General features: G+C 69.0%; 8 protein-coding genes. 4 read left to right on the plus strand and 4 right to left on the minus strand.

All coding sequences use genetic code 11. The annotated features are described in order from the left end of the window. Positions 1-119 precede the first annotated feature (119 nt). Positions 120-551, minus strand: a complete 432-nt coding sequence (locus tag F0U63_RS28405) for an ester cyclase (protein WP_395834400.1) — start codon at positions 549-551, stop codon at positions 120-122. A 343-nt stretch (positions 552-894) separates the two neighbouring features. Here F0U63_RS28405 and F0U63_RS28410 point away from each other — a divergent pair, with 343 nt between their 5' ends. After that, positions 895-6,231, plus strand: a complete 5,337-nt coding sequence (locus F0U63_RS28410) for an AAA family ATPase (protein WP_395834402.1) — start codon at positions 895-897, stop codon at positions 6,229-6,231. A gap of 107 nt (positions 6,232-6,338) precedes the next feature. Then, positions 6,339-7,061, plus strand: coding sequence for a fibronectin type III domain-containing protein (locus F0U63_RS28415; protein ID WP_395834404.1), 723 nt, complete (start codon positions 6,339-6,341; stop codon positions 7,059-7,061). On the opposite strand, the gene F0U63_RS28420 is transcribed toward F0U63_RS28415, so the two are convergent. After that, positions 7,055-9,541, minus strand: coding sequence for a multicopper oxidase domain-containing protein (locus F0U63_RS28420; RefSeq protein ID WP_395834406.1), 2,487 nt, complete (start codon positions 9,539-9,541; stop codon positions 7,055-7,057). The genes F0U63_RS28415 and F0U63_RS28420 overlap by 7 nt on opposite strands. 239 nt (positions 9,542-9,780) lie before the next feature. Here F0U63_RS28420 and F0U63_RS28425 point away from each other — a divergent pair, with 239 nt between their 5' ends. Beyond that, positions 9,781-11,064 (plus strand): hypothetical protein, encoded by a 1,284-nt coding sequence (locus F0U63_RS28425; protein ID WP_395834408.1) that lies wholly within the window; start codon positions 9,781-9,783, stop codon positions 11,062-11,064. Positions 11,065-11,085: 21 nt separating this feature from the next. Further along, the gene (locus tag F0U63_RS28430) at positions 11,086-12,546 is read left to right on the plus strand and encodes a hypothetical protein (RefSeq protein ID WP_395834410.1); all 1,461 of its coding nucleotides are present in this window, start codon (positions 11,086-11,088) and stop codon (positions 12,544-12,546) included. A 20-nt stretch (positions 12,547-12,566) separates the two neighbouring features. Here the strand turns inward: F0U63_RS28430 and F0U63_RS28435 are convergent, their stop codons facing one another. Continuing rightward, complete coding sequence (locus tag F0U63_RS28435; RefSeq protein WP_395834412.1) at positions 12,567-15,986, minus strand: hypothetical protein; 3,420 nt, start codon at positions 15,984-15,986, stop codon at positions 12,567-12,569. Beyond that, positions 15,983-17,899 (minus strand): CHAT domain-containing protein, encoded by a 1,917-nt coding sequence (locus tag F0U63_RS28440; RefSeq protein ID WP_395834414.1) that lies wholly within the window; start codon positions 17,897-17,899, stop codon positions 15,983-15,985. Before F0U63_RS28440 ends, F0U63_RS28435 begins: the two co-directional genes overlap by 4 nt. Between the last annotated feature and the right edge of the window lie 285 nt (positions 17,900-18,184).

An 18,184-nucleotide genomic window follows, 5' to 3' on the forward strand; every position in this document is an offset into this window, starting at 1 on the left:
TCCACCGAGGGGCGTGCTCCCCTGCCCAGTTTCCTCTCTTCCATGAAGGGGCTTCGCACTCCCGGCGCGGGACGCTAGACGTCAGGTCCGAGACACGTGCTCCGGGTTTCAACGAGAGATCAGGCCGCCTGCACGGCGGGCGGGAGCGCGCCGAGTTGCTGCAACAAGGACATCATGTCCAGCTGATCCCAGATCTCGACGACCTTGCCGTTGTGCAGCCGGAAGTGGGGATGATCGGTGATCTCCACGCGCCGCCCGGTGGGGGCGATGCCCATGAAGCTGCCGGTGTGCACGCCCGTCACGAGCAGGCGCACGGCCACCATGTCCTGATCATACAGGAAGGAACGGATGGTGAATTGAATGTCCGAGAAGGACTCCAACCACACGCGCGCCATGAGCTTCAATCCCGGCACACCCGCCGGGACGCCGGCTGGCAGGGGTTGCGCCACGACGTCGGGAGCGAAGAAGTCCGTCATGCTCTCGACATCGCGCTGGACATAGAGGCGAGTCAGGTACCGCTCGTAGAGTTCCCGGGCCTGTTGGGCGTTCATGAGATGTCCTTCCGCGTGAGACGGGGGACCGTCATGGTGCTGAACCGCGCGAGAATCTCAATCACGCGGGCGAGAAGGCGTGCAGTAGCGCGCAAGCCATGGCCCTGGAGGCCGTGCAGTGACCTCTGCCCAACGCCCCGTGCGTGTCTTCGTCAACGGTTGGCCTCCCCCAGCACCGCCCCCCGCCACCGGGCCCCCCCGCGGGCCTCGTCCCTGGGTTCCCCCTGCGTGGGCCCGCGCGCCCCCCGGGACGCACGTGGAGTAAGGCGTGATGGGGCCACGTCCTGGTGCGGTATGGTTCGCCTTCACGCCCGCCTCCTCGGGGAAGGGCAGAGCTCCACCCATGATCGTCAGCGATTCCCCTACCTCCCTCGCTCCGCTCGTCATCCCGGGCTACACGCTCCTGGGCTCCTTGCAGGAGACGGGAAACAACGTCCTCTACCGCGCGGTGCGCGACGCCGACGGACTGCCGGTGATCGTCAAGACGCCGCGCGCCCGGCACCCCGGCCCGCGCGAGCGCGCCCGCTACCAGCGCGAGTACGACATCCTCCATCGCCTGCGGGGCACCCCCGGGGTGCTCGCCGCCTACGCGCACCGCGAGTTCCAGGAGCGCCCCGTCCTCCTGCTGGAGGATGTAGGGGGCACGGCCCTGTCGGCACAGACCGCCTCCCCCCTCGCGCCCGCCCGGTTCCTCGAGCTGGCCATCTCCCTGGCGGCCACCCTGGCGGAGGTCCATCGGCGCGGGGTCATCCACAAGGACATCAAACCGGCCAACATCCTCGTGTCACCCTCGGGCGGGGCCTGGCTCATCGACTTCGGCATCGCCACCCCCCAGCGGGTGGAGCACGTGGAGGCCACCCTCCAGCACTCGCTCATCGAAGGCACTCCGGCCTACATGTCCCCGGAGCAGTCGGGGCGGATGAACCGCACGGTGGACTACCGCACAGACTTCTATTCGCTGGGTGTCTCCTTCTACGAGGTGCTCACGGGCAAGCTGCCCTTCCGGGGACAGGACGTGCTGGAGTGGTTCCACGCCCATCTGGCCCAGTCACCCCACCCTCCTCACCAGCTGGTGCCCTCCCTTCCCCCCGCGCTCTCGGCGGTGGTGATGAAGCTGCTGGCCAAGGTGGCCGAGGAGCGCTACCAGAGCGCCGAGGGACTGCGGGCGGATCTGGAGTGGTGCCAGGAGGCGCTGCGGCACGGAGCGCTGGAGCCCTTCGCCCTGGGCAGCCGGGATCTCCCCGCCCGCTTCCAGCTTCCCCAGCGGTTGTACGGACGCGAGGCGGACGTGGAAGCCCTGCTGGCGGCCTTCGAGCGGGTGGCCCGCACGGGCCGGACCGAGTGGGTGCTCGTCCATGGCTACTGCGGCATCGGGAAGACCTCCGTCGCGCGCGAGCTGCACCGCCCCGTGCTGCGGCACCGCGGCTTCTTCCTCGGCGGCAAGTTCGACCAGCTCCAGCGCGACGTGCCCTATGCCACCCTGGCCCAGGCCATCCGGGAGCTGGTGCGGCAGCTCCTGGCCGGCAGCGACGAGGAGGTCGCGGACTGGCGTCGGCGGCTGTTGGAGGCGTGGGAGGGCAACGGACGGGCGCTGGTGGACCTGGTGCCCCAGCTCGAGCAGCTCGCTGGCGCGCAGCCCGTGCTCGCCGACGTGCCCCCGGTGGAGGCGCGCAACCGCTTCAACCGCGTCTTCCAGCGCTTCCTCGGCGTCTTCGCCAGCACCGAGCGCCCCCTGGTGCTCTTCCTGGACGATCTGCAATGGGCGGACGTCGCCAGCCTCGAGCTGCTGCGCTACCTCGTCACGCACCCGGACACGCCGCCCCTGCTGGTGCTCGGCGCCTACCGGGACAACGAGGTGAGCCCCTCCCACCCGTTGGCGAGGACCCTGGCCGAGGCGCGCACGGAGGGGGCCATCCTGGGGGACATCCACCTGGCGCCCTTGTCGCTGGAGCAGACGCGGCGGCTGGTGGCGGATGCCTTCCCCGGAGCCGCCGACGAGCTGGTGGTGCGCCTGTCCTCCCTCGTCCAGGACAAGACGTGCGGCAACCCCTTCTTCCTCCTCCAGTTGCTGCAGACGCTCCAACAGGATGGGTTGGTGGAGCGTGTCCCGGAGGGCGGCTGGCGCTGGGACGTCGACGGAGTCCGGGCCAAGGGGTACTCGGACAACGTCATCGACTTCATGGCGGGCCGCCTGCTGCTGCTGCCCGAGCCGGCCCGGCGGTTGCTCCGCCTGGCCGCGTGCGTGGGCAATGTCTTCCCCACGCGCATGCTGGCCCTGCTCTCCCACCAGGAAGAGTCCCAGGTGGAGCAGGAGCTGGAGCCCGCGCTCCAGGAAGAGCTGCTGGTGCGGATGGAGGGCTCGCGCTACCGCTTCTCGCACGACCGGATCCAACAGGCCGCCCATGGCCTCATCCCCGAGGAGGAGCGCCAGGCCGTCCACCTGCGCATCGGGCGTCAGTTGCTGGAGAGCCTCTCGCCAGAGGAGCTGCGCGAGCGCCTCTTCGACGTGGTGGGACACCTCAACGCCGGCACGGAGTTGATGAAGGACGACGCGGAGCGCTACCGCCTGGCGTACCTGAATGCCGAGGCGGGTGGGAAGGCCAAGGCCGCCTGTGCCCACCGCTCGGCCGTGACCCACTTCGCCACCGCCTTCACCCTGCTGCCCGGCGATCCCTGGGAAGCAGAGCGGGAGCTGGCCTTCAAGCTGTGCCTGGGTCAGGCCACCAGCGAGGTGATGAACGGCCATGTCGCCGAGGCGCGCCGGTTGTTGGAGGAGCTGCTGCCGCGGGCTCGCACCCGCGCGGAGATGGAGGCCGCCTATCGCCTCGAGAGCGATCTGTTCCTGCAGGCCAGTGATCCCCATGGCGCCATCGACTGCCTGCTGGAGTGCCTGGAGAAGTTCGGCATGCCCCTGCCGCCGGACCCCTCCTGGGAGGAGGTGGTGACGGCCTATGAGGAGGTGTGGTCCCTGCTGGGGACGCGCTCCGTCGAGAGTCTCCTCGAGCTGCCGCCCATGAGGGATCCGGACATGAAGGCCGTCATGAACGTCCTCTCGGCCCTGTTCGCCCCCGCGTTCTTCTGCCGCAGGAGCCTGCATGTCTTCCACATCTGCCGGATGGTGACGCTCTGCCTCCAGCATGGAAACGTGGAGGCCTCCGCACATGCGTACGCGTGGTTCGGCTACCTGAGCAGCAACGTCTTCAAGCGCTACCGGGAAGGCCTGGCGTTCAGCGACTTCGCCTGCCGGCTCGCCGCCCTCCAGGGCAACGCCGCCTATCAAGGAGAGGCGCTCCACGCCCGGGCGATGAACGGGGTGTGGGTGAGTCCGTTCGCCTCCACGCGGGAGCTCATCCTCCGGGGCATCCAGCAGTCCGTCCTGGCGGGTGAGTTCCGCAATGCCTGCCTCTGCTACAACCACAGCACGCTGATTCCCCTGGCCGTGGGACGCGAGCTGGCGGAGGTGCAACGCGAAGCCCTCGCGGGCTACGACTTCGCGTCCAAGGTGGGCTTCTGGGATGTCGCCCAGATGATGGTGGTCTGGCAGCGCTACGTGGCACAGCTCCAAGGCCGCTCCGACGCCCTCACCACCCTCAACGGAGATGGGTTCGACGAGCAGGCCTTCGAAACGCGGCTGCTCGAGGGCGAGGTCGTGCCGCTGCGCTCCAGCTACGGCATCGTGAAGGCGATGGCGCGCTTCATCTCTGGCGCGCATGAGGAGGCACACCAGACGCTCGAGGGCATCTCGGAGCTGGTCTGGTCCAACGCCGGACAGATCTTCTCCTATCTCTACCAGCTCTTCCGGGCGCTGACCCTGGCGGCGTGCTGCCGGGATGCCCCGCCGCCACGGCGGCTCGAGTACCTGGAGCGCATCGAGCACCACCACCGGCAACTGGCCGAGTGGGCCGGGAACTGCCCGGAGAACTTCCGCGCGGCCGAAAGACTGGTGTACGCCGAGTGGGCGCGCCTGAACGAACAGCCGGACAAAGCCAGCCTCGCGTACGAGGAGGCCATCCGCTCCGCCCGCGAGCAGGGCTCGCTGCTGAACGTGGCCCTGGTGAGTGAGCTGACCGCGCGCTTCTGGAAGGAGCGAGGGCTGTCCACCACCGCCCTGCTCTTCGCGAGGGAGGCCCGGGAGAGCTGGTGGCTGTGGGGGGCCGAGGGCAAGGCGCGGCAGTTGGAGGAGAAGTGGCCCGCCCTGGGCTCGCCCTCCGCGAAGGCACAGAACTCCAGCACCAGCTACGACACCCAGACCAGTCACCTGGATGCGCTCTCCATCGTCAAGGCCCAGCAGGCCATCTCCAGTGAGATCGTCCTGGAGCGGTTGGTGAATACACTCATGCGGGTGGCGCTGGAGAACGCCGGCGCCCAGCGCGGCGCGCTGCTGGTGCCACGCCATGACACGCTGGAGGTGGCGGCCCTCGTGGACACCTTCTCCCCCCAGGCCTTGCTGGAGGGAGAGTCCGCCCGGCCCCTGCCCTGGTCGCTGCTGACGTACGTGCGGCGCTCGGGCGAGCACGTCCTCATCAACGACACCGCCCAGCCCCACGCCTTCTCCTCCGATGCGTACCTCTCCAGTGGCCCGGCGCGCAGCGTGCTGTGCCTTCCCCTCGGACGCCCCGAGGAGCTCGGCGGACTGCTGTACCTGGAGAACGACCTGGCCACCGAGGCCTTCTCCCCGGGCCGCCTCGTCCTGCTGCGGCACCTCGCCTCCCAGGCCGCCATCTCCATGGAGAACGCGCGCCTGTACTCGGAGGTGCGGCGGGCCGAGGTGGCCCTGCGTCAGTCCAATGACGAGCTGGAGCAGCGCGTGGAGGCGCGCACCCGCGAGCTGAAGCAAGCCCAGGCACACCTGGTGGAGACGGCGCGCGTGGCGGGCATGGCGGAGGTCGCCTCCAACATCCTCCACGAGGCCGGCAATGCCCTCACCAGCGTGGTGGTGGACACGGATCTGCTCCGCGACTCGGTGAATGCCTCGCGCGTGGGCCGGGTGAAGCAGGTCGCGGATCTCCTCGTGGAGAGCCAGGATCGCCTGGCGAACTTCCTCACCGAGGATCCACGCGGCAGCATCCTGCCGGGCTACCTGTCCACGCTCGCGGGCGAGCTGCTGCGCGAGCAGGAGTCGTTGAGGAACAGCCTCGAGTCCTTGCACGGACACGTGAGCCGGGTGGGAACCATCATCCAGACCCAGCGCACCTACGCGACGTCCACGGTGCTGACAGACGAGTGTGACCTGGCCGGACTGGTGGAGGAAGCCCTGCACATGCTGGCCGCGCGGCACTTCCCCATGTCGGTGACGAAGGAGCTCTCCGCGCTGCCCATGGCGCGGGTGGACAGGCATCGCGTGCTGCAGATCCTCACCAACCTGCTCAACAACGCCCGCGCGGCCCTGGAGTCCGTGCCCGAGCAAGCACGGCGCCTGGAGGTGCGGCTGACGGCGGAGGGCGGGTGGGCCCGCATCCAGGTGGTGGACAATGGCGAGGGCCTGACTCCCGAAGTCCGCGAGCGCCTCTTCACGCAAGGCTTCAGCACCCGCAAGGACACCTACGGCACCGGCCTGCACTCCAGCGCGCTGGCGGCCCGGCTGCTGGGCGGACGGCTCACGGTGGACAGCGAAGGGCCGGGCCAGGGCGCCACCGCCACCCTCGAGCTGCCCCTCGGCGGCACCCGCCGCCAGGCCTGAGGTTCACCCCGCGCGTGGGTGAACGGGCTCGTGGGCTCCGGGGCTGGCGCCCCGCGGTCTTCTTGGAGAGGCTGCGGGACACGTCGTGCTCATTCCTGGAGGAATCCGTGTTCCCTCGCGCTCTCGGCGGCGGCCTGGCCGCCAGTCTCGCCCTTCTCCCGCTCGCCGCCTGGAGCCAACAGCCGGACACCTCGCCACCGCGTCCGGGGACCGTCCTGGATGGGATTGGCATCGACAAGGACGAGCAGGACTACGCCGGCATCCTCCAGAGCGACTGGAGCCAGCCGCCTGGCTTCTCCGATCCCGAGTCGAGCATCATCGGCTATTCGCTCGCCGTCGGTACCCGGCCGTGTGGCACCGAGGTGCGCGGGTTCGAACCCGTCGGGCTGGTGGTGTCGTACACCCTGTACGACCTCAACCTCCTTCCCGGGCAGCGCTACTACGTCACCATTCGCGCGACCAACGGCGCGGGCCTGGCCACCTATGTGTCCTCGGATGGTGTCCTCATCCTGCCCAAGGACGGAAACACGGACGGAGCACCCGCCCCGCTTCCCGGCGGAGAGTGCACCCCGGGAGGCACAATCCCCTCCCCCGACGCGGGGACCGATGGCGGTGCGCCTGACACTCCGCCGGACGCGGGAACCCCTCCCGACGCGGGTACTGCTCCCGACGCGGGTACGGCTCCCGACGCGGGCACTCCCGATGACGGCGGCCCCCTGGAGGCGCCCCTGGGCTGGGGCTGCTCCACGGGCGGCCCCGGGGGATTCGCGATGATGGCCCTGTCGGTGCTCGGGCTCGTCATCCGCCTCCGGCGTGTCCCGTTTCAGTGATGCTTGATCATCACATTGTTGGGGACGACCTGGATCAACTGCATCATTCCGTGGTCCTCGTGGATGAGGATGTGGCAGTGGAGGACGAACAGGCCGGGGAAGTCGTCGAAACGGGTTCGCATCTTGACATGGCCGGGGACGACAACCTCCCCCATCTGCCGTGCCGCTGGAATCGCGATCGTGTCCCGCCAGACATAAGGCTTCTCGAGGGGGGGTTGGCACGACTTCCAGGTGGATGGGTCCTCGGCCTTGTAACAATTCGCTCCCTGCTCTCTGGGATCGTTGGGATCGAAGACCTCGATCACCTGGAATGGATTGACGTGGATGTGGAAGGGATGCGCGACGCCCGGTGGCGGGAGAGTCGTGTTGAGGAGCGTCCACTCCTCCGCGGTGTCCTGAAGCATGGACTGAGAGATCGTCTGGTCCTTGAATAGCCTATCGTCAATCGTTTCATCTCTCAGGGCAGCCTTGCCCTCGACTGGCGTCACCTTGGTGTTGAAGGTGACTTCTCGCGAGATGTGGATCGTCTCGGGGGCGATGTCCTCCAGGAAGCTGGGAAGCTTGGGAAAGTCCTCCTTCGAGGGGAACGGCATGTCCACGCTGGGGGCCGCTGAAACCTGGATGGTCAGGAGGATCGGATCATTGACCTTGTCCTGTGGGGTGTTGGTGCTGATGGCATCGGCGAACCGCAGATCATACCTCCCAGCAACCGCGGGAGCCTTGACGAGCAGGTCCACCCGGTTCCCAGGTGACAGCAGGAAGGGTGGATTGTCCTTCGCGGCTCTCGCGTAGTTTTCCGGGCTGAGTTGGATGCCATCTCGCGCGGTCTGGCGCCACTCGGTGGTGTTCTTGGGGTCGTAGCTCTTCGGGTCGAAGAATTGAACGCCACTCACCCACGCGGCGTTCACGAAGCGCCACAGTTGAACCTCGCCCGGTTTCATCTCGATGACGGGCTGGCGTCGGCCATTGATGGACAACAAGGGCCGGGTGGGTCCCGGTGGAGCAATCAGGCTGGAAGAGACGCCGATCTGCTGGATGACGAGCACCTGTTCCGTCAATCCCCCCTTGGGCTTGTAGAAAGCCCTCAGCGTGTCATCGTACTCCCCCTCGATGATGAAGGCTCCGGCCATGCCATTGGCGACGTTGAGGGCCGACGAGCCGTGCTTGTGTGCGTGGTACCAGTAGGTCCCCGGAGCCTGTCCCATCCGGACCCCCTCCGGCTTGCCGTTCTTCTCCTTGTACTCCGGGATGTTGAAACAGTAGGGGTACGCCCCCATCTGGTATTGCGGCCACAAGCCGTGCTCGATCGCCATCTTGTTCCGAGGCCACAACTGGGCCGCCTCGGGAAGAGGGCGGTACTTGCCCTGGTACGGCCCGGTCTCGTCATACTTCCGCAGCAGGGTCTCCTGCTTCTTGCGCCACTCCGCTGGGAGCTCCTCCCAGTGTTTGGGAGGCGATTTGGCTTCGCACTTGTCGAAAACGCGCTTGAAGACGTCCTTCACCGAGGCCTCCGTCACCTGCGGGTTGCCCTTCGGGTCCCTCGGCGAGGGCCGGATCATGAGCAGGACATTGTCCCCGGTCGTGTTGGGGGTGACGTGGAGCCCATGGAAATGCAGATTGGCGGTGCTCGACCCGTGCAAGCAGTTGGGCATCTCGTTGTTCTTGGCTGGGTACGGGTCTTGGCTCTTGACCTGGTCGCAGCCCAGGCCCTGATCACCCCGGTCGAGCGAGCCTTGGAAATTATTCACGTCCACATGATTGAGAAACGTGATGTTGACCCAGTCCCCCACCCGTGCCCGGAGTGTCGGCCCGGGAACCGGTTCGGGCAGCCCCTGCGCCGTTGGGGCGCTCTGTGAATTGTTGGATGAAGCGGGGCCCGTGAAGAATCGCAGGCGTTGGGGCGCGCAGAAGGCGGGAGCACCAGGTTCGTCGCCCGACCGGAACCACACGAGCCGCTCTTCATCCCGGACCGTGATCACCGCCTGCAAGGTCTTCTTCGCGGGATCCCGCGTGATCTCCGGCATCTTGTAGAGGGGAAGAGCGCCGGGTTCCGGACAAGGCACGAAGGACCCTTCGGCGTACACCGGGAGCGGCTGGAGCAACACCGCCAGGGTCACGAACAGGAGGCTCCGCAGAACCAGGACCGGCGGACTCAGCAGCACCTTGATGATGCCTTTTTCACCCGGGTGCAGCACACAGCCATACTCGAGTTCCTTGCCCTTGTCGGCCGCATCAGGAGAGAACCCGATGTCGGACGTCGCACCTGGCGGAATCTTATGCGTCATGTAGCCCGTTTTGTTCAGCTTCCCATACTCATCGAACGGAGCCGGCCAGTGGGGCTCGGTGTCGGTGTTCTTCCAGTTGATGACGTCGCCCGCCAGAGCTTCCTGGGGATTGGGAGTGAAGTCGATACGAGAGAGCCTGGATGCTTTTCTTCTTCTCTGGTTCTTCCTCTCGATCTTGATCATCCAGTCTGGCATGGGGGGTTCCTCCTTCGAGCGCGAGAATGGGAATGCCCCCCTGGTCACCGTTGGGGCCACCTCGAGCGTCCGAGGAGGTGACACCCCTCCGCGAGGATCGCCAGAGCCAGTCATGACCCACTGTTCACCTTGAGTGAACACCGTGCCAACGGGTGTCCCTGGCTCACGAATGCCCTGCCCTCCTGGCCCGCTGGTCAATTCCTGCCCCCGGGGAGAAATTCGGGCAGGGGAACTCCTTCATGATTGTCGCCGTCCTGGCACTCGTCGTGGCACAGGCTCCAACGCCTTGTCTGGAGCGCTATCGCGCACTGCAACCCATTTGTCCTGGAGCGGCGAGCTGCCCCTCGACTGAGCAGGAAGCCTGTGCCCGCCTGACCAGCGCCTTCCCGGTGGAGGAATCACGCCTCGGGCTCCGTCTCCAGGAGGACGAGGCCGTCGAGGTCATCCATCCCGAGGCGATCCAACCGATCCTCGGTGCTGGAATCGCCGGCACGCCCGGCCAGATCGATGCCCCGGCCCAGGTCCAGACGGTCGGGCTCGCGGGGGCCTCGCTGGGCATCGTCGTCACCCCCTCCAACCGGGTCGCTCTCCTCTCGTTCTCGGTCAACCCGCTCGCCATCTCGAGCACGGGCCGAGGTTCCTTCGTGCGGCACTCGCGTCTCTTCGATATCGGTGTCGTGCTGCCCGCGCCCTTCCAGGAATCGCCGCTGCCCGAGTTCTTCGGCGTGAGGGCCAACCTCGACTTCGTCGGCGCCGCGGCGGCCCACCGCGCGTTCGAGTCCCTATCGGCCTCGCTGCTCCAGGCCTGGCGTCAAGTGCTCACCACCGAGGGCTGGTTTCGTGAGGACTTGAGGCGCGCGCTCGACACGCTCACTCCCGCGCAGCGCGCACGGTGTCTCGACGCCCTCTTCGCCACACCCGTCACGCTCGAGGGACTCGCCGCCTGCTCCCCGGAGCTTCCCACCCGCCTCCTGGCCGCGGCGTCCGCGAGCGCCCCGTACCAGAAGGCCCTCGGCGACTTCCAGGGCGCGGTCGACACCTCCCACGGAGGGCTCAACGTGCAACTGGATGTTCCCGCGACCCGCTCCAGCACCGTGCCCTTTCGAGCGGCGCTCCTGGGCGCTGGGACGTACGGCTTCATCAAGGATGCGCGCGCCCCGTGGCGGATCGACGCCATGGCCTCGCTCGGCCCGGACTGCCTGATTCAGGAAGACACGCGGGCCCTGGGCGTGTCCCTGGCCGCCGCGCTGGCCGTGAGGGCACGGCTCCCGCGTGGCCTGCCGAGACTGCATTCGAGCATCGGCTTGAGGGGCCATCTCGGCCAGGACGCACAGGTGCGTGTCCTCAGCCTCGCGAGCCGGCCTGGCAATTACCTCCAGGCGCAGTGGGGTGCCAGCCTTCCCCTCGGGCGGAGCGGGGTGGCCGTGTCCGGTGGCATGAACTGGACCCTCGTGGGGAGAGCATCCGGGGAGCTGGGGTTCGCCATGAACCTCCTCTATTCGCTGCCGGGCGGAGAGCGATGACCCCAGGGAGAGCAGCACACCGTGTCGGAACCACTCCAGGAAACACTCGAGCTCCTGCTCGCCAGGGCCGATGATCATCAGCCGAGTCTGCCCTCCGGGCTGGATCCGGCGTCCGTCGAGGGCGCCCCCCGGCCCGAGCGGTTGCCACGGCGGGCGGAGGTCCCCCTGCTCGACAGACCCGACGCGGACCCCAACGCACTGCCCGAGCAGCGCTGGGGCGTGATCGCGCCCGAAGGGGGCGAGGGTGACCAATTGCTGCGAGCCATTGCCCCGCTGGTGGAGTACCGGGCGCGGCAGCAGGACGCGGAGGTGAAGCTCTACCGGGTGCCGCCGGACATGGACGCGGTCCAGGCAGTCGCCTGGAGGGAACGGGTGTATCGGGACGAGCGCGTCCCCTCGGAGGAGCGGCCCAGATACCTGCTGGTGCTCGGGAGTCCGGAGCAGGTCTCCTTCGAACTCCAGCACGTGCTGGCCCAGGGCGCCTTCGTGGGACGGTTGCACTTCGCGACGCCGGAGGGAGCACCGGAGCTCGCCAGCCATCGCGCCTATGTGGACAAGGTGCTGGCCCACGAGCACGCCTCCGAGCAGGCCGAGGCCGCCGACGTCTTGCTCTACACGGCCGCGGATGGCTCGAAGGCCACCGTGCAGGGCCACCAGCTCCTGATGGAGCCCTGCCGGAAGATGGTGGAGGCGCGATGGCTCCCCAAGCAGCTCGCGAGGCGGCTCGAGGTCCTCCGCGGCGAAGAGCCAGAGGCGCTGCCACGCGTGGCGGGGGCGGTGCGCTCGGGGGTGTTGCTCTCGGTGTCCCATGGGCTGGGGGCGCCGAGTGGCGGCTGGGCCTCCGCCGAGCAGCAGCGGGCGCGGCAGGGCGCACTCTGTCTGACGCCCGAGCTGGAGCTCACCGCGGACACGGTCCGGCAATCGTCGTTCCTCCCCGGAGGCGTGTGGTTCTGCGTGGCGTGCTTCGGGGCGGCCACTCCGCGCAAGAGCACCTTCCACGCCTGGCTGTCGATGCTGGCGAAGCAGAAGCTCTTCCCGGGCCGCCCCGAGGCCGTGCTCGACAGCCTGCCCCGGCCCGGGGAGCCTCCCTTCCTCGCCGCGCTTCCCCAGGCCCTGCTGGCCAATCCGCTCGGTCCCCTGGCCTTCGTGGGGCACAGTGATCTGGCCTGGAACTTCGGCTTCGCCAACCCGGTCAACCTCGCCGAGAGCCGCGCGTCTCGCATCCTCTCGGCGCTCGAGGTCCTGGCGAAGGGCAGCCGGGTGGGGGTCGCGCTCGATGCGCTGATGCGCTCCTTCCGGGACGTGAATGACAGCCTGATGTCCGTCTACCAGGAGCGGCAGGAGGCGCTCGAGGAGGAGCGGCCGGATCCCACCGATCCCAAGCGGCTCGGCTATCTCTGGATGCTCCGCAATGACTTGCGAGGCTATCTCCTGCTGGGAGATCCGGCGGTCCGGCTCCAGCTCCGGCGAGCCACGAAATAGGCAGGAGGCTTTCGGCGCGTTCAGGAAGCAGTACGGCCCTGGGAGCGCTCGCAGTCGGCGAAACGCCTTTGGGCCCGCGCTTCGCGCTCATTGAGGTAGGTCTCGCGCAGGTCCGGCGGCAGGCAGTCCTTGTTGTCCTGACGCAGACGTTGCTGGAGTTGCGGAATCGACAGGAGGGTCCAGAGCTTCGCTGTCCAGTCACTGCCGGCCGTGATGAGTTGCCGGCCATCCGGGCTGAAGGCCACGGATAGGACCGGCCCGGTGTGTCCCTGCAGGAGGAGGGGCTCGCCCCATCCGTCCGCCCGCCACACCCGCGTCCCATCCTCTCCCGAGGTGGCGAGGTGTTGGCCGTCCGGGCTGAAGGCGGCGGACCGGATCGGTCCTTGGTGCCCCCGCAGAACGAGAGGTTCGCCCGTCCCATCTGCTCGCCACACCCGCGCCGTTCCATCCTCTCCCGAGGTGACGATGCGCTGGCCGTCCGGGCTGAAGGTGGCTGACATGACCGCGCCCCCTTGCCCCATGAGCACCAGGGGCTCGCCCGTCCCATCCGCCCGCCACACCCGAGCCGTCCCGTCCTCTCCCGAGGTAATGACACGCTGACCGTCCGGGCTGAAGGCGGCGGAGAGGACCTGTCCCACATGTCCTCGCAACACCAGGGGCTCGCCCGTTCCATCCGCCCGCCACACCCGCACTGTCCCATCGCTGCCCGCCGTGACGAGGTGCTGGCCGTCCGGGCTGAAGGCGGCGGAGAGGACCTGTCCCTCGTGCCCCCGCAGCACGAGGGGCTCGCCCGTTCCATCCGCCCGCCACACACGGGCTGCCCCATCCCAGGAAGCGGTGACGATGAGCTGGCCGTCCGGGCTGAAGGCGGCGGCTTGCACCTGCACCTTGGGTCCTCGCAATACGAGGGGCTCGCCCGTCCCATCCGCCCGCCACACGCGCGCCGTGCCGTCCCAGGAAGCGGTGACGATGCGCTGGCCGTCCGGGCTGAAGGCGGCGGAGGAGACCGAATCCACATGCCCACGAAGCACCCTGGGCTCCGTCGAGCCCTCGGCTCGCCATACGCGCGCCGTGCCGTCAAACGAGGCGGTGACGACGCGCTGCCCATCCGGACTGAAGAGGACGGATGTGACCACCCCCTTGTGCCCCTGCAACTCCACGGGCTGGCCCGTTCCATCCGCCCGCCACACGCGCGCCGTGCCGTCCCAGGAAGCGGTGGCGATGAACCGTCCATCCGGGCTGAAGACGGCGGAAGCGACCCGCGCCCTATGCCCCTTGAGCACCACGGGCTCGCCCGCTCCATCCGCCCGCCACACGCGCGCCGTGCCGTCCCACGAGGCGGTGACGATGCGCCGCCCGTCCGGACTGAAGGCGGCGGACATGACTGCTCTCACGTGCCCCCTGAGCACCACGGGCTGACCCGTGCCGTCCGCTCGCCACACGCGTGCCGTCCCATCCCAGGAAGTGGTGGCGATGTGCTGGCCGTCCGGGCTGAAGGCGGCGGAGAGGACCTGTCCCGCGTGTCCCCGCAGAACCAGGGGCTCGCCCATTCCATCCGCCCTCCACACGCGCGCCGTGCCATCCCACGAGGCGGTGACGACGCGCCGCCCGTCCGGACTGAAGGCGGCGGAGTACACCTGTGCCGCGTGCTTCAGCACCACGGGTTGGCCCGCTCCATCCGCCCGCCATACGCGCGCCGTCCTGTCGAAGGACGCGGTGACCACGAACCGCCCATCCGGGCTGAAGGTGGCGCTCATGATCGGCTTGGTGTGTCCCTTCAACTCCACGGGCTGACCCATCCCGTCCACTCGCCACACCAGCACCGTGCCGTCCGACAAGGCGGTGACGACGAACCGGCCATCCGGAGAGAAGGCCGCGGAGGTGAAATACCCCTCTCGTCCCTTCAACTCCACGGGTTGGCCCGTGCCATCCGTCCGCCATATCTGCGCCGTCCCCTTCGCGCTGGCGATGACGACGTGCTGGCCATCCGGGCTGAAACGGGCCGCGTAGACCACTCCCGGGGCGCGGAACGTCACCTCGGGAGTGCTACTCGCCAGGGCTCCGTGCGCGAGGGATGCCCACCCCCAGACCCGCTCCGGCCGGCGAACTTCGAGCAGCAGCTTCATCGCCATCGCGGACTGGTCGCGCTCGAGCAACTCCCGCGACCCCGACATCAAGGACTGGTTGCGGGCCCGCTCCGTCTGCGCCAGCGCCCACAGCAACAGGCCCCCCATCACCTCGGCCACCACCAGTGCCACCACGGAGATGCGCCGCAACCGCCGCCAGCGGGCCCGCTCCCGCTCGAGCTCCCGCCGTGACTCCTCGTCCCGCAGCCGCTCCCGCCGCAGCTCGAAGACCTTCCTCGCCAGCCAGTCGTGGCCGAGCTCGAAGTAGCGGCTGCCGTGGTGCTCTCCGGCCAGCAGCACCGCGGTGCTCTCCAAGGTGGTCAGCACCCGCTCGGCCTGTCCCGGCGGGAGCGCGGCCTGGGCCTGCCGCTCCGTCAGCAACGCCCGGCTGCCGTCGCTGGCCACCAGGTGCTCCTCCAGCAGCCGCCGGGCATCCCCCGCCAGCGGCCCCAGCCCTTCCAACGTCGCATCCAGGTAGCGGTGCAGGATGGGCTCGGCCGCCACCGGCCCCGGCACCTCCGTCCCAGCGGCGCGCTCTTCCCAGAGGGCGCGGCAGACGATCTGCGCGAAGGCGGCCTGCACCTCCGCCTCCTCCGTGGCGTCCTGTCCCGGCACCCGGACCTGAAGCATCAGCTCCAGCAGCTCGCGCGGGGGCCAGTGCTGCGCCGGGGTGCCGGAGGCCGCCAGCCGGCGCGCCACCTCCGCCATTTCGCGCACCGTGAGCGGGCCGAGCCGGCTGCCGTGCTCCAACAACTCCGCCGCGCCGCGCAACCGCTCCCGGAAACGCCCCAGGTAGTCCTCGCGCAGCAGCAGCACGAGCTGAAGTCCCCGGAAGGGGCTGCGGACCAGACGCACCAGGCCCTCGAGCAACGCGTCCGTCTGCTCCGGGTCTCGCCCGGGAAGGAGGAGTTGCTCGAGCTGATCCAGGTAGAGCAACACCGGCCGGTCCGAGCGCCGCTCCGCCAGCCGCACCGCTTCCTCGAGCGCCTCGTCCGGGCGCATCCCCGCGGGCGGCGCACCGAGGCGCAGGTCCGCGAACATCGCCTGGACGAGCCACTCGAGGGGCGCGTGGCTGGCCAGCCAGCCCTCGACGCGGACCACGCGGAACTCATGCTTCTCCTCCAGCAGGGGAATCACTCCGGCCCGCATCAACGAGGACTTGCCCGCGCCCGAGGGACCGAAGAGCAGGAAGCAGGGCCAGGAGAGGATGCCTTGCACCAGCCTGCGCGTGGACTCCTCGCGGCCGAAGAAGCGGTCTCGTTCGCTCGCGCGGTAGGGCTGGGGTCCCAGAAAGGGATTGGCGGAGCCACTCATCCGTGCCCCCCGGCCGCCAGCGCCTCGAGCCAGTCCTCCAATTCCACGTCCGTCGATTCGAGCGCCCTCACCCCGGTCCGTCCAGGCAGTCCCCTGCCCTCCTCCCACAGCTCCTGCTCGTGGCTCCTGGGATCGAGGACGGCCATGCTGCCACGCATCAGCGTGCGCCTGCCGAAGAGCTGGTAGAGCAGCATCCGGTGGCTCCAGTCCAACATGGACATCCCGGTGAGCAGGAGCGGACGCAGGCTCAGGGCGCTCTGGATGGGCTCGACGAGCTCGAAGGGCAGCAGGCTCGACAGGCCACGGACGCCCAGCAGGTAATCATCCTCGGTGATCAATGGATGGCTGAAGAGGTGGGCTGGCAGGTAGCCGGAGCAGAGCCGGAGCACCACCACGTCCCGCTCGGTATCCAATTCGCTCGGCACCTTGCGCAACCGCTCCCAGCGGACGCCGCCCGCCTCGCGCCGCATCATCACGGCGTGGCCGTCCGCGTTCGAGGAGGGTTGGAGGACGTAGAGCGTGAGCCGTGGATGCAGCTCGGCGATGGCCTGCTCCAGCAGGGGCAGGCGCAGCAGGGTGATGTGCACCCCGGTCCCGAGACGCCGCGCCAACAGCCGCACCAGGGGGGGCATGAAATCCGCCTGGCCGAACACCTCCTGGAACTCGTAGTCGAGTTCCTCCTGCCCGATGCGCAATGCGAAGTGCTGCGCCAGGGTGCTCAGTGGCGATTCGCGTGGCACGGGGAGCTCCTTCTGGGTGAGCTCGCCCTGAAGCCGCTCGCGCAGACCCCGGAAGTCGGGTGCCTCCTCCTCCCAGCGGTTTCCCAACAGCAGCGTGAAGGGTTGCTCCAGCAGCCGCCCCAGGGCGGGAGGCGGGGGGGACGCCTCCGTCCGTGCGGCCACGAGGGGTGGAGGCGAGACCTTGCGCGTCTTGAAATCGAACAGCACCGGATCGCGTCCGCGCAGGTACAGCACGGGGGAGAACGCCTCGGCACTGCCCTCCAGCTCCGCGAGGACGCTGCGCCGGGCCTCGTTGAGGCTGAGCGCCACGTCACCCTCCTCCCGGGCCGCACTCGTGAGCGCGCGGTAGAACGCACGCGAGCAGCGAAGGGCCACGTCCATCCTCACCGGCCAGAGGTAGGCGACGACGGCATCCGCCGCGGTGCGCGCCAGCAGCTCCGCCGCGCTCGCCAGGGCGCCGGGGCTCGCTCCCTCACAGGCCTCCAGGACGATGAGCCGCAGGGGGCCCTGGCCCCACGCTCCATGGAGCTGCTGCGCCAGCAGCTCCACGGGCACCCAGCGCTCCTCGTCCTCCTCGTCCGCCAGCCGCAGAACGGGCCTGCCCTCGTGCACCCCCCCATGTCCGATGAAGTGGAGGATGTGGGGCTCGGGCTGGCGCCTCAGGCGCTCGAAGAGGGCGGCCTCGCGGGACCTCGGACCCGTGAGGGGCTCGAGCCACTCGACCTCACCCGAGGCGAGACTCTCGTGAAGCGTCCCCTGCAACCGGGAGAGGGACTGGGGGTGCAGCGGCGCGAGGGCGAGCAGCCGCACCGCGCCCCGCACCTCGCGCGGCTGCCAGGGCTCGGGCGAGCGCACGCCTCGCACCGGCAGGAGGCTCGCCGAGTTCCCCAGGAACTCGAAGTCCCTCCCGGGCTCACAGAGGGCCTCCCAGGGGAAGCCCTGGAGGTCCGTATCCTGGAGCATGAGCCGCAGCAGGACGGGCCCTCCACCGGAGGCCTCGCGCAGACGTGCGAGCACCGCCTGGAGCTCTCCCTGGAGGAGGGCCCGGTGGAGCGCCTGGACCTGCCGTGCGAGCTCGGGCTCGAGCGGCAAGCCTCTCTCGGCCGCCGTCTTCAGGCGCCTGGCGAGCGCATGCAGCGCGTCCACATCGAAGCCGGGGCCAAGCAGGTGCATCCCGGGCTGCTCCTGGCGAGAGCCCAGCCCCCGGGCCCTCAGCCCGGCACCACTCCGCTCGACGTCGATTTCCAGCCAGTTCCTGGCAGAAATGGAATCCTCCCGGGTGCACTCCCTTCTTGGGGAGAGAACACACGGGAAACCTGTGTCGCCCTCGACGCTGGGGGAACGGTGTCCAGGGACGCGCCTGGCCGAAGAGCAGCCGATGAATCGAGGCGTGGCCCGGGGCTACCGGGGCACGCCTCCGCGCGGCGGAGCCGGGAGAACGCCGGCACCCGCCGCGTC

This window comes from Cystobacter fuscus (assembly GCF_044360685.1).
GTDB lineage: Bacteria > Myxococcota > Myxococcia > Myxococcales > Myxococcaceae > Cystobacter > Cystobacter fuscus_C.